The organism is Wielerella bovis (genome assembly GCF_022354465.1).
In the GTDB taxonomy this organism is placed as follows: domain Bacteria; phylum Pseudomonadota; class Gammaproteobacteria; order Burkholderiales; family Neisseriaceae; genus Wielerella; species Wielerella bovis.
In genome coordinates this window covers 2,073,018-2,085,994 of record NZ_CP092361.1, presented here as the reverse complement: position 1 = coordinate 2,085,994, position 12,977 = coordinate 2,073,018, and the positions used below count along the sequence as shown (strand labels likewise).

The following is a 12,977-nucleotide window of genomic DNA, read 5'->3' as shown; positions in this document are numbered from 1 at the left end:
AAAAATGAGAACCTGTGTTCATAAGATTGATAATTTTATTGTCATTTGTATCGCGCCAGTATCAAAACGATTGACGTGCAAAACCAACGCAATAAACATGATTCAGATTTTGAATACAGATAGTTATGTCATAGTCGTTTAAAATAAAAATAAGACAAGGTAACCAACGTGGATTTTAAACGACTATACGCAACCTTTCCCCATTCATTCTTTTTTGGAGCATAAACATGAAAGTAGGTTTTATTGGCTGGCGTGGCATGGTCGGCTCGGTACTGATGCAGCGTATGCGTGAAGAAAATGATTTCGCTCATATTCCTGATGCATATTTTTTCACAACCTCCAATGTGGGCGGTAATGCGCCTGATTTTGGACAAGCCAATAAAACATTATTGGATGCCAACAATGTTCAGGAATTGGCAAAAATGGACATCATCGTAACCTGCCAAGGTGGCGATTACACCAAAGTCGTTTTTGAACCCTTACGCGCAAGCGGTTGGAATGGCTACTGGATTGATGCTGCTTCCACACTGCGCATGAAAGACGATGCCATCATCGTGCTTGACCCAGTAAACCGCAATGTGATTGATGCAGGTTTGGCAAACGGCGTGAAAAACTATGTGGGTGGCAACTGCACAGTTTCTTTGATGTTAATGGCATTGGGTGGCTTGTTCCAAAATGGCTTGGTGGAATGGGCAAGCAGCATGACTTACCAAGCCGCATCGGGCGCAGGCGCAAAAAACATGCGTGAATTGATTAGCGGCATGGGTGCCATTCACAGCCAAGTTGCCAGCGAATTGGCAGACCCTGCTAGTGCCATTTTGGACATTGACCGAAAAGTTTCCGATTTCTTGCGTTCGGATAATTATCCAAAAGAAAATTTCGGCGTACCGCTTGCAGGCAGCCTGATTCCATGGATTGATGCTGATTTGGGCAACGGTCAATCCAAAGAAGAATGGAAAGGCGGCGTGGAAACCAACAAAATTTTGGGCACCACTTCACCGATTGTGATTGACGGTTTGTGCGTGCGCGTGGGCGCAATGCGTTGCCACAGCCAAGCCATCACTTTAAAATTGAAACAAAATTTGCCATTAAAAGAAATTGAAGAAATCATTGCCAGCGCAAACGATTGGACCAAAGTTGTACCCAATACCAAAGAAGCCTCTATGCGCGATTTAACTCCAGCCGCCGTAACAGGCACGCTGACCACACCTGTGGGACGCATTCGCAAATTGGGAATGGGTGGTGAATACATCAGCGCATTTACCGTAGGCGACCAATTGCTGTGGGGCGCAGCAGAGCCATTACGTCGTGTATTACGCATTATTTTAGGTAATTTGTAAGAAATATTCAGGCAGCCTGAAAATGTATTTTTCAGGCTGCCTGAAATAATAGGGTTGTTTAAAATATAGTGAATTCAATTTAAACCAGTACAGCGTTGCCAGCTCCCTTATGTACTATGTGTACACGGCGGTCGCTATCGCCTTGTCCTGATTTAAATTGAATCCACTATAAAATGATAGCAACCGCTGTGTACATCTGAGTACATAGGAAGCTGGTAAGGCTGTACTGTTTTTATTTTAAACGATTGTCAGGAAACAATATGTCGCAACATACTTTTGATACATTATGTGCCTTATTGACACAAAATCAAGCATGTTTTCGGATAATAGAACATCCAAGTGCAGGCAAATCAGAAGAGGTTGCTAAAATTCGTGGTACCGAAGTGGGGCAGGGTGCAAAAGCATTAGTTTGTGTGGTACGCGGTGGAGGTGTCAAGCACACCGTATTAGCCGTTCTACCTGCCGATAAGCAAGCGGATTTGACACGCTTGGCACAAGCATTGGGTGGTACAAAAGCCTCGCTCGCCAGCCCAAAAGAAGTAGCAGAATTAACTGATTGCGTTTTTGGTGCCATACCGCCATTTAGTTTTCACGAAAAATTACGCTTGATTGCCGACCCTGAATTACAAGAACGGTTTGATGAAATTGCTTTCAATGCGGGTACATTAGAACGTTCTATTATTTTGAATACACAAGATTATGTCCGAATTGCTGCGCCTGAATGGATTGCATTTCAGGCTACCTGAAAGAAAAAATGATGCCGTGTCCTTGCCAATCTTCCCACAATTATGCTGATTGTTGTGCGCCATTTCATCGCCATATCACGCAGCCTGAAACGGCGGAACAGTTGATGCGTTCACGTTATGCGGCTTATGTTTTGCATAAAATAGATTATCTAATTGAGACCACTGTCCCTGCGCAACAAAATCTTTTGGATAAACAAAGTATTCACGAATGGTCACATACTGCGCAATGGTTGGGTTTAACGGTGCATCGCCATATTGCCAAAATCGCACCACAACACGCACAAGTGGAATTTACAGCACGATTTGCCGAAAATGGTGTAGCCCATGAACATCGTGAATTATCGGCATTTGTACAGATTTCGGGTGCGTGGTATTTTATTGACCCGACTGTGCCATTGCCCACTATGAAATCGCCATGTTTTTGCGGTTCGGGCAAGAAATTTAAAGCATGTTGTGGACAATTTTTTAAATAATGGTTTGAAATATTTGAAAAAAGGCAGCCTGAAAACATTTTCAGGTTGCTTTTTATGTTTTATGGTGAATTCAATTTAAACCAGTACAGCGTTGCCAGCTCCCTTATGTACTATGTGTACACGGCGGTCACTGTCGCCTTGTCCTGATTTAAATTGAATCCACCATATATAGTGGATTCACTATAAATTACCACCGCTGATACCATTGGCAATATCGCGTACTGCTGTAACATACATACGACTGTGATTATATTGCCACACCGCATAGAAATTGTTCAAACCAATAAAATATTCATATTGATTGGGTGAAATTTCTAAACGATACAACAACGCACGCTCATTATCCGCCACAGGCTGTAAAGGCTGTACGCCCATTTGACGCAACTGTCCAACCGTATAATTTAACGCCGTTTTTTCATCTACCAAAGCCTGAATTTGTGCCGTATTCGGTACACGCACAGGTACAATCATTCTGCCATTGGGCTGCCAGCCATGTTGTCGCATATAATTTGCCACCGATGCCGCCACATCTGGCACATTATTCCAAATATTGCGGCGACCGTCGCGGTCAAAATCCACTGCCCACTTGCGGAAACTAGATGGCATAAATTGTGGCATGCCCATCGCACCTGCAAAACTGCCTGTAAAACTAAATGGGTCGCGACGTTCTTCTTGTGCCATTTTCAAAAATTCGCCCAATTCTTTTTGGAAAAACGCGCCACGTCGTGGATAGTCAAACGCAAAAGTTGCCAAAGCATCGCCTGTTCGCACGCTACCCATATTTTTGCCGTAATTGGTTTCAATGCCAATAATTGCCGTGATGATTTCTGCTGGTACACCATATTGTGCTGCCGCAGCATCAATTGCAGCACGATTTTGCGCATAGAAACTGCGCCCTGCGCTGACTTTTGCCGCCCCAGAATTACCTGTACGGAATTTATACCATGGCGTAGAAGTGGCAGGACGATTCATGATGTTAATCAAATTGCCACGATAATTCACGCGTGAGAAAAAATCGTTTAAATAATTGATATCCAAACCATTGACGCGATTTTGATACTGAATAAATGCTTGCACATTCGGATTGGCTAGAAAACCTGTTTGCGAAACAGGTGCAACGTATTGATTGAAAAATGGTGTTTCAGGCTGCGCTATAGGTGCTGGCACAGCTTGTGGACGATGATTCAAAATGTCCATAATTGGGTCTTGTGCTGGTGTAGTTTGCACAACTGGTTGCAATTCGCTGCTGCATGCTGACAAAACCAACGCGACGGAAAGAGAGTAAATAGCTGTTTTCATAATGGTTCAGTATGTTAAGAATGATATTATTTTAACAAAATATCGTTCAGGCTGCCTGATATTTACCTGATATTTTTAAGGATATTTAAGGCAGCCTGAAAAACATACATGCGTGTATAATTACAGCACACTTAAATACGCAGCCATGTTTCAGGCTGCCTATCACACAAGGAAAATGATATGAAATTACCTATTATTTCAAAAGATTATGCACATTATTTACAAGATTTTGAACAAAAAATCCTGCAAAATCACAGCCGCATTGAAGCATGGTTTCGCCAACAATGGCAGGAACACACACCACCCTTTTATGGCTCGGTAGACATTCGCAATGCTGGCTACAAAATGGCAAGCATAGACATGAATCTCTTCCCAGGGGGATTCAATAATCTGAACCCCAATTTTATTCCACTCGCCACCATCGCCACCCAAGACGCAGTAGAACGCGCTTGTGAAACCGCCAAATCTGTTTTATTGATTCCCGAAAATCATACGCGTAACACATTCTATTTACAGAATGTTTTTGCGTTGGCAGATATTTTGCGTAACGCGGGTTTTGTGGTACGCATTGGCTCGTTCAATCCCGAATTGACCGAAGCAACCGAATTTGAGACGGCACACGGCGATAAATTACTGATTGAACCTTTATTGCGTACTCGTGAGCGCATTCATTTGGCTGATGGCTTTTCGCCTTGTTTTATTTTATTAAACAATGATTTATCAGGTGGTGTGCCCGAAATTCTGCAAGGCGTATCGCAAACCATTTTGCCACCGCTACACGGTGGCTGGACAACGCGCCGCAAAACCAAGCATTTTGAAGCCTACAACACAGTCGCCAAACAATTTGCTGAATTATTACAAATAGATGAATGGCAAATTAATCCCTATTTTGAATATGTGGGCGGACTAGATTTTCAAGAACGCGAAGGCGAAGATGCTTTGGCAGATGCAGTAGAACGCGTGTTGGCAAAAATCCAAGCCAAATACGATGAAAAAGGCATTACCGACAAGCCTTTTGTGATTGTGAAAGCCGATGCTGGCACCTATGGCATGGGCGTGATGAGCGTGAAATCGGCGGACGAAGTGCGCGGCTTGAATCGCAAAAATCGCAATAAAATGGCGAAAGTCAAAGAAGGTTTGGAAGTATCGGAAGTGATTGTTCAGGAAGGGATTTATACTTACGAGACTTTGGACAATGCGGTATGCGAACCTGTGGTGTATATGATGGACAGGTTTGTGATTGGCGGTTTTTTCCGTGTCCACGAAGGGCGTAGCAATGATGAGAATTTGAATGCAGGGGGCATGGTGTTTGTGCCATTGGAAGGCAGTATTCCGAATGCTGGTAGCGCGAATGATACGGAAACGCAAGAAGCCTGCAAACGTGTGTTTGAGCAATGGGACGAATTGGGTATGGCACGTCCAAATGCGGAACAACCCGATTGTGCTTCCAATCGTTTATATGTGTATGGCGTGATGGCGCGTTTATCCTTGTTGGCAGCTTCGTTGGAATTGACACAAAACGCATAAAATATGCCATAAAATAGTTTTCAGGCTGCCTAAATGATAATAATAGGCAGCCTGAAAACTATTTTTGCGCTACAATCCGATTTTCTTTTTTTAACCACATCTCAAAGGATAAAACGATGTCTTTGCAACAAATTATTGAAACCGCGTTTGAAAATCGTGCGGAAATCACGCCTGCTAATGTTACGCCCGAAGTGAAAGAAGCGGTACAGGAAACTTTGCGTCAATTGGATAGCGGTGTTTTGCGCGTGGCAGAACGTCAAAGCGTGGGTAATTGGAAAGTAAATGAATGGGCGAAAAAAGCGGTGTTGCTGTCGTTCCGCATTCAGGAAAATGTGATGAGTGATGATGGTGTGAACCGTTATTTTGACAAAGTGCCGACCAAATTTGCCAACTGGTCGCAAGCGGATTTTCAGGCTGCTGGTTTCCGTGTTGTCCCAGGTGCGGTGGCGCGTCAAGGCAGTTTTGTGGCGAAAAATGCTGTGTTGATGCCATCTTATGTGAACATTGGTGCGTATGTAGATGAAGGCACGATGGTGGACACTTGGGTAACGGTGGGTTCTTGCGCACAAATTGGTAAAAACGTGCATTTGAGCGGTGGCGTGGGTATCGGCGGCGTGTTGGAACCGTTGCAAGCGGCACCAACGATTATTGAAGATAATTGCTTTATCGGTGCGCGTTCGGAAATCGTGGAAGGCGTGATTGTGGAAGAAGGCAGTGTGATTTCTATGGGCGTGTACATCGGTCAGTCTACGCGCATTTATGACCGCGAAACAGGCGAAATCCATTATGGTCGCGTGCCAGCAGGTTCGGTTGTGGTATCAGGTAACTTACCAAGCAAAGATGGTTCGCATAGTTTGTATTGCGCCGTTATTGTGAAAAAAGTGGACGAAAAAACCCGCAGTAAAACCAGCGTGAATGAATTGTTGCGTGGCGTGTAATTTTTTGTTTTAGATAAATATAACAGGCAGCCTGAAATAGTTTTCAGGCTGCCTTACATTATTTTTTCACCATAATTCTTTGAATTTCATGCAAAAAACCATCAGGGCGCAGCGCAACGTGCGCGTAAATACCATCACCAGATTGCGCCACCATTTCCCGATTGATGGTTTGTTCCAACGCCACACGTGCAGGCGCAAGATATTCCATGCGATTGAGCGGATAAAATCGTGCATCTTCGTCAAATTGCTGCCATTGTGTCGCATCATCAATCCACACGCCTTGCCATGCATTTGGCGGATAAATCGCGTTTTCGGGCAACACGCCCGTACGCGCAAAACCCACACCACGCACCACGCTAACACGCTGAATCGTATCCGCATCTACACCCAAATCCGCCAATGCTGCTCGCCCTTCAAGGCAGCCTGAAAGCGCAATTTGTTGATTTAATTTATGATATTTATGCAGTAATTTATCTTCACGATTTAATCCCAACATATTTTCAGGCTGCCCATCGGCTGCACCATAATATTTGCAACACAATTCAATATGATAAACGCAGCCTGAAAGCACGACCACAAAATCCAATGCACCCAAATTTTTCTCACGCGAACCAATTTTGACATCATGCGCAATCAAACGACTATGTGGCGCGTGGGTAAACCAAAACGCCAACAAATCTTCCGCATAATGTCCCAAACGTGAATGCGCGTTTTCAGGCAGCCTGAAAAGATTATCATCGTTCCACGCCAACAGCAGCCTGAAACCTTGTTCGCCTAATAATTCGCGCACAGGCAATTCGCAACCTGTTGTCCACAAAGGCGGCGCAGTCAGCAAACTTGCCAACGCCCGAATATGCGGATTTTCCAGCCGCCACCAAATCGCATCAAGCGCGTAATTCATCTTCGTTTTCCTGTGTTTTTTCCACGATTTCTACACCCAATGCACCGTCCGCCAAGCGCACTTCAATCTCCGCATACGCCGCTTCCTGCACCACGCGCACCAAACCTTCTTTCACCAATTCCAGCAAGGCAATAAAATTCACCACCACCGCCGCGGCGCCTTTTTCTGGCTCAAACAATGCCGAAAATACGCACGTTCCCTGCGTATTCAACTGGCGTAAAATCGCCGACATACGCTCGCGCACCGACACCGCTTCTTGCACCACTTCGTGATGTTGATGATGTTTCACGCGCGACAAAATCGCCAACCAAGCCTGTGTTAAATCAGCCACTTGCACTTCGGGCAAACGCTCTTCCACCGCCATTTCCAGCGGCAAATACACCCACGCAAAATCACGCCCTGCACGCGGCAAAGCGTCCAAACCCTGCGCCGCCAATTTCATTTGTTCATACGCCAACAAACGGCGCACCAATTCCGCACGCGGGTCAAGTTCTTCTTCCAACACCACATTTTCAGGCTGCGGTAACAATAAGCGCGATTTAATTTCAATCAATACCGCCGCCATCAGCAAATATTCTGCTGCCAAATCAAATTGTTGTGCTTCCATTTGCGCGATGTAGCTTAAATATTGCTCGGTAATTTTGACCATCGGAATATCCAGTACATCAATATTTTGCTTACGAATCAAATACAAAAGCAAATCCAATGGACCTTCAAAACTGGATAACACCACTTGAAGCGCATCGGGTGGGATAAACAAATCTGGCGGAATATCGGTTACGGCTTGCCCGAAAATATAGGCGATGGTTTTGTTTTCATTCATATTTTTCATTTTCAGGCTGCAACCTTTGCGAAACTCCGGCAACTTTCACTATGTCGTCATTCCCGCGTAGGCGGGAATCCATCGTTGAGCTTCACAAACTTTTGTTTCTTAAAATTAAAGTTGGATTCCCGCCTACGCGGGAATGACGGCGTGGTAGGTGTTCTAAATGTTTTGCAAAGGTTTCAGGCTGCATATTAAACAAATATAAAATAAAGGCAGCCTGAAAAAACTATTTTTATTTTCAGGCTGCCTATTTTGATGCAAATTTAGTTAAATTTCAAACTATTGGCTACCACATCTTTCAATTCATCAGCAGACAAATCGGTGCTGGTTGCGCAAGCTGTGTGGATAACGCCATCAGCCGAAACCGCTGTGATGCAGCTTTCGTTGGCAGCGGGTTTGCCGTCTGCTTCTGGGTGGGTAAAGCGATACGCGATTTGATTGTTTGCTGCTTTGTCAATTTGTGCGTTGCTGACTGTTTTATCCGCTTCAATGTTTTTTTTCAGGCTGCCGAAAAAGTCTTCCGCCGTGCCTTTAACTTTGCCCGATGCCACGACTGAAAGGGTCAAATTGCGGCTTTCATCGTATTGCAACAAAGTGGTGTTTTTGTCTGCACCAAAAGCGGCATCGCTTAATTTGTCGGCAAAATCGCCATTGGGTGTGAAACTAACTGCGCCATCGCTGCTTTTGATTTCAGCTACAACAGGCGTGCTGGCAACGGTGGGCGTAGAAGCTGTCGCAGAATCGGTTGCAGGAACAACGCTTGTTTGTTCAGGTGTACCGTTATTGCACGCGCTGATACCTAATGTGGCGGCAATCAATAATGCGGTTATTTTGTATGACATAATGTTTCCTTGTTGATTGTATGAATAATGTTGATTATAACAAAGGCAGCCTGAAAAATAATCAACAGGTGTTTATGGTTTAAAATCAATTATCTGCGGCATGCCAAGGTTTGTTTGCCCCTGCGTGAAAGGAAGGTTTTTCACCGCCCCACAAGGCTTCAATATCGTAAAAATCGCGTACTGCTGGTAGCATCACATGCACCACCAAATCATCGGCATCCACCAATGCCCATTCGCCACTATCTTGACCTTCGCTACTCAAAATGGTGAAACCTGCTTCTTTCAAATCCACCGCCACATTGTTAGCTAATGCTTTCACTTGGCGCGTGCTGTCGCCGCTGGCAATAATCATGCGTTGAAACAGCGATGTTTTGGTGCTGGTATCCAACACTACAATGTCTTTGGCTTTCACATCTTCTAGCGCATTAACGGCGGTATCTACCATTTTTTGTAAATATTGTTGGAATTCTTGTTCATTCATTTGTGTTACTCGGTTTGACTGTTTAGAAAAATTGGGCGCGATTATACCGCGTTTACACGGATTATGTTGGTGTATTTTGGTCATAAGATGTAGCTTATAAAACAATATATTAGAATGAAAATAGTCTAACTAATTGAAAATAAATGAATTTTGTAACATATTGATTTTATGATATAATTGTAAAAATACGGTTAATATGGATTGAATTTTCTAATTTTGTTTTCAGGCAGCCTGAAAATGATTTTTGAATTTTTAACTCTTTTTTTGAATCAAAAACAAAAGGTAATTTATGAATATTCGGACATTTATCCAGCAAAAATCATCATTTAATTTTACCGTTATTAGCACTACATTAGGATTAGTCAGTACGTTATTAATCGCTGTATTGTTTTTACCGCAAGATACGCAAGCCGTTTTGAATGGGGTAAAAAATGCAATTTTTCAATATGCTAGTTGGTTTTATATCATTACTTTTTCTACTTTTTTGTTATTTTTAATCTTGCTTTCACTCAGCGCATTTGGTGGCATCAAATTGGGGAGCAATGAAGAAGAACCTGAATTTGGTTTTATTTCATGGTTAGCCATGTTATTTGCCGCAGGTATGGGTGTGGGTTTGATGTTTTTTGGAGTTGCTGAACCGCTCGCACATTTTGCTACACCGATTGCCAAAGATAATGCGCAAAAAGCCATCTTGCATACCGTATTTCACTGGGGTATTCATGCATGGGCTATTTACGGCATTATTGCGCTGGCATTGGCATATTTTGGTTTTCGTTACAAATTACCATTGGCATTGCGCTCATGTTTTTATCCATTATTAAAAGAAAAAATTAACGGAAAAATAGGAGATGCCATTGATATTATGGCGTTAATTTCAACCCTGTTTGGTATTATTACCACATTGGGGTTTGGTGCAGCACAAATGGGTTCAGGTTTGCAGCAAATTGGGTGGATAACGGAAAACAGTTTTGGTTTACAGTTTGTAGTCATTATTATTGTGATGAGTTTGGCTGTATTGTCAGCCATTTCAGGTGTAGGTAAAGGTGTAAAAATATTAAGTGAAACCAATCTGGTTTTAGCTATTTCATTGATGTTGTTTGTTTTATTTTCTGGACCTACGTTGCATTTATTGAATGCATTTAGCGATAATTTGGGTACTTATTTTGGGAATTTAGTGTCATTAAGTTTTAAAACATATGCCTATGAGCCAGAAAATACCTCATGGTTTACAGGTTGGACGGTTTTGTATTGGGCATGGTGGTGTTCATGGTCGCCATTTGTTGGTTTATTTATTGCTCGTATTTCTCGCGGTCGCACGATTCGTGAATTTATTTTTGGTGTTTTAGCCATTCCTAGTTTATTTTGTGTGTTATGGTTCACCATATTTGGCAACAGCGCAATTTGGCTAGATACCCATGTTGCACATGGTGCTTTGACAGCCGATGGTGTTACATCTGAACAACTGTTGTTTTTATTTTTGAATCATTTACCCTTGCCAACATTGAGTAGCATAGTTGCATTGACGATTATTTCTTTATTTTTTATTACATCAGCTGATTCAGGTATTTATGTGTTAAACAATATTGCCTCTCGCGATAAAAGTTTGGCTTCGCCACGCTGGCAAGCCATAATGTGGGGTATATTAATGTCGGCAGTAGCCATTGCTTTATTGGGTGTAGGTGGTTTGAGTATTTTGCAAACCATGACTTTAATTAGTGCTTTGCCTTTTACTGTTTTAATGATTGTGATGGTAATGGCATTATGGCAAGGTTTGCATAACGATAAAAAATATTTTGAAACCGCTGTTAATCCAAGCAGTATTTTCTGGACTGGCGAACTTTGGAAAGAGCGGTTACAACAAATGATGAATCAAACCCAAGAAGAAGACATTGTCCAATTTTTGAAGCAAACAGCATTACCCGCCATGCATGAGCTGAAACAAGAGTTGGTTGATGTGTACAATATGAACGCGCAAATCAATATTCTATTGACACAAGATGAACCAGCGGTTGAACTGGTTATTACCAAAGGCACCATGCGCGATTTTGTTTATGGCATCAAGTCTGTACGTCAGGAAATTGCCACGCAATTAGTAGAAGACAGACATTTGCCGCATATTCAAGACGCAGAACATTATGTGCCAATGACTTATTTTGGCGATGGACGTGATGGTTATGATGTTCAATATATGACACAAAAAGAATTGATTGCGGATATACTGAAACAGTATGATTTATATCTGAATTTATTGGCGAATGTTGGACAAGAACTCATGTCGCATGAACAAACCAATATTGCAGAATAATTTTTCAGGCAGCCTGAAACGGCGGTACATTAGCCCCACAACGACTCAGTAATGCTACCGTTTCAAATACAGGCAAGCCCATCACGCCTGTAAAGCTGCCCGATAGATGCGCCACAAATACGCCGCCAATGCCTTGAATGCCGTATGCGCCTGCTTTATCCATCGGCTCGCCAGTCGCAATGTACGCCGAAATTTCGTCCACCGACAAAATTTTAAATTGCACATCGTTTTGTTGCACCAGCGCGTATTCATGTTCGCCAAATGATACGCATACCGCTGTTAAAACCTGATGAGTGCAGCCTGAAAGCGCAGTCAGCATTTGCGCGGCGTGTATTTTGGATTCGGGTTTGCCCAAAATTTTGCCATGTTGTACCACACTGGTATCAGCGCTAACAATCGGCAAATCGTCAGAAAAATGCTTGGCTCGCACGGCGCGATTTTTTTCGCTTGCCAAGCGCAAAACATAATCGTGTGGGGTTTCGTTGGCGCGTGGGGTTTCGTCAATATCGGCGGCAACGGTTTGTACGGTGTAGCCTAAATTGTGCAAAATTTCGCGGCGGCGTGGGCTGGCGGAAGCGAGTAGGATTTCGTGTGTCGCAGTCATTTTAGGATTTATCCATATTTGGTGGGAAAAAGATTATGGTAGCCAAAAATTAACTATTTAGGCAGCCTGAAATCTAAAAGTTAAATGGTATCAATAACGATAACGAGGTGGGCGATGATTCGATGAATCAATGGTGGTGCGCAATGATGGCTTTTGTTCTGAGCGTGTCTGATGATTGGAACGCTGTATGACATTATTGCTTTGTTGGCGCAACTTAGGTTGCTGCATTTGGTTTTGGCGACGTTTTTGCCAATATTCCACTTCATTGTGGATTTCTTGTTGCTGCCATTGTTCAGGGGTCGGGCGCGTGGGTCGATTTTTAGTGGGATGATTCCAGTTAGTGTGTTGGCGACGATAATCGTCTATGTTGTTAATGTGACGAATGCGTACTTGACTGGTTGGGCGATAGCCATAGGGTAGGCGATTGTAATGTTGGTCATAATAATAACCATCGCTTGCGCTGAAAAATAGCCAATTTTTTGTACCGATATTGCGCGCCGCTGCGACATCATAATGCACGGAATCATCTGCAACCACGCAGCCTGAAAGGGAGCATAGCATTGTACCGATGGCGAGTGTGCTGAATAATTTGTTCATGATGTTTCCTTCATGGTTATTTGTATAGTGGATTCAATTTAAATCAGGACAAGGCGACAGCGACCGCCGTGTACACATAGTACATAAGGGAGCTGGCA

At 43.2% G+C, this 12,977-nt stretch carries 13 protein-coding genes; 6 read left to right on the top strand and 7 right to left on the bottom strand.

Translation table 11 applies throughout. The features are described 5' to 3' along the window. Positions 1–227: 227 nt before the first annotated feature. The 3 genes from asd (at position 228) to MIS45_RS10155 (ending at position 2,559) form a co-directional block, all read left to right on the top strand. On the top strand, positions 228–1,340 hold the full coding sequence (asd, locus tag MIS45_RS10165) for an aspartate-semialdehyde dehydrogenase (RefSeq protein WP_249450456.1): 1,113 nt from the start codon (positions 228–230) through the stop codon (positions 1,338–1,340). A gap of 260 nt (positions 1,341–1,600) precedes the next feature. After that, complete coding sequence (locus tag MIS45_RS10160) at positions 1,601–2,086, top strand: YbaK/prolyl-tRNA synthetase associated domain-containing protein (protein ID WP_249450455.1); 486 nt, start codon at positions 1,601–1,603, stop codon at positions 2,084–2,086. Continuing rightward, a complete protein-coding gene (locus tag MIS45_RS10155) occupies positions 2,062–2,559 on the top strand; it encodes a YchJ family protein (RefSeq protein ID WP_430472148.1) in 498 nt (165 codons plus the stop codon). Before MIS45_RS10160 ends, MIS45_RS10155 begins: the two co-directional genes overlap by 25 nt. Positions 2,560–2,739: 180 nt before the next feature. Here MIS45_RS10155 and mltB read toward each other — a convergent pair whose 3' ends face one another. Further along, entirely contained in the window at positions 2,740–3,858 is a 1,119-nt protein-coding gene (gene mltB / locus MIS45_RS10150) for a lytic murein transglycosylase B (protein ID WP_249450454.1), read from the bottom strand. Positions 3,859–4,038: 180 nt separating this feature from the next. Between mltB and gshA the strand changes: the two genes are divergently transcribed. Both gshA and dapD read left to right on the top strand, forming a co-directional pair. Beyond that, entirely contained in the window at positions 4,039–5,385 is a 1,347-nt protein-coding gene (gene gshA, locus MIS45_RS10145) for a glutamate--cysteine ligase (RefSeq protein ID WP_249450453.1), read from the top strand. Between the two features lie 116 nt (positions 5,386–5,501). Further along, positions 5,502–6,323, top strand: coding sequence for a 2,3,4,5-tetrahydropyridine-2,6-dicarboxylate N-succinyltransferase (dapD, locus tag MIS45_RS10140; protein WP_249450452.1), 822 nt, complete (start codon positions 5,502–5,504; stop codon positions 6,321–6,323). Between the two features lie 58 nt (positions 6,324–6,381). Here the strand turns inward: dapD and MIS45_RS10135 are convergent, their stop codons facing one another. The 4 genes from MIS45_RS10135 to rsfS form a co-directional block, all read right to left on the bottom strand. Then, positions 6,382–7,224 (bottom strand): DUF1853 family protein, encoded by an 843-nt coding sequence (locus MIS45_RS10135; RefSeq protein WP_249450451.1) that lies wholly within the window; start codon positions 7,222–7,224, stop codon positions 6,382–6,384. After that, on the bottom strand, positions 7,208–8,047 hold the full coding sequence (locus tag MIS45_RS10130) for a segregation and condensation protein A (RefSeq protein WP_249450450.1): 840 nt from the start codon (positions 8,045–8,047) through the stop codon (positions 7,208–7,210). Before MIS45_RS10130 ends, MIS45_RS10135 begins: the two co-directional genes overlap by 17 nt. Before the next feature lie 266 nt (positions 8,048–8,313). Next, positions 8,314–8,892: a hypothetical protein gene (locus MIS45_RS10125; RefSeq protein WP_249450449.1), complete on the bottom strand. Its 579-nt coding sequence runs from the start codon at positions 8,890–8,892 to the stop codon at positions 8,314–8,316. Positions 8,893–8,977: 85 nt separating this feature from the next. Then, positions 8,978–9,373, bottom strand: a complete 396-nt coding sequence (rsfS, locus tag MIS45_RS10120; protein ID WP_249443851.1) for a ribosome silencing factor — start codon at positions 9,371–9,373, stop codon at positions 8,978–8,980. 289 nt (positions 9,374–9,662) lie between these two features. Between rsfS and MIS45_RS10115 the strand changes: the two genes are divergently transcribed. After that, positions 9,663–11,678 (top strand): BCCT family transporter, encoded by a 2,016-nt coding sequence (locus MIS45_RS10115; protein ID WP_249450448.1) that lies wholly within the window; start codon positions 9,663–9,665, stop codon positions 11,676–11,678. A 4-nt stretch (positions 11,679–11,682) separates the two neighbouring features. Here the strand turns inward: MIS45_RS10115 and MIS45_RS10110 are convergent, their stop codons facing one another. Together MIS45_RS10110 and MIS45_RS10105 are read right to left on the bottom strand one after the other, a co-directional pair. Further along, a complete protein-coding gene (locus tag MIS45_RS10110) occupies positions 11,683–12,282 on the bottom strand; it encodes a Maf family protein (protein WP_249450447.1) in 600 nt (199 codons plus the stop codon). Positions 12,283–12,372: 90 nt separating this feature from the next. Further along, a complete protein-coding gene (locus tag MIS45_RS10105; protein WP_249450446.1) occupies positions 12,373–12,879 on the bottom strand; it encodes a hypothetical protein in 507 nt (168 codons plus the stop codon). Between the last annotated feature and the right edge of the window lie 98 nt (positions 12,880–12,977).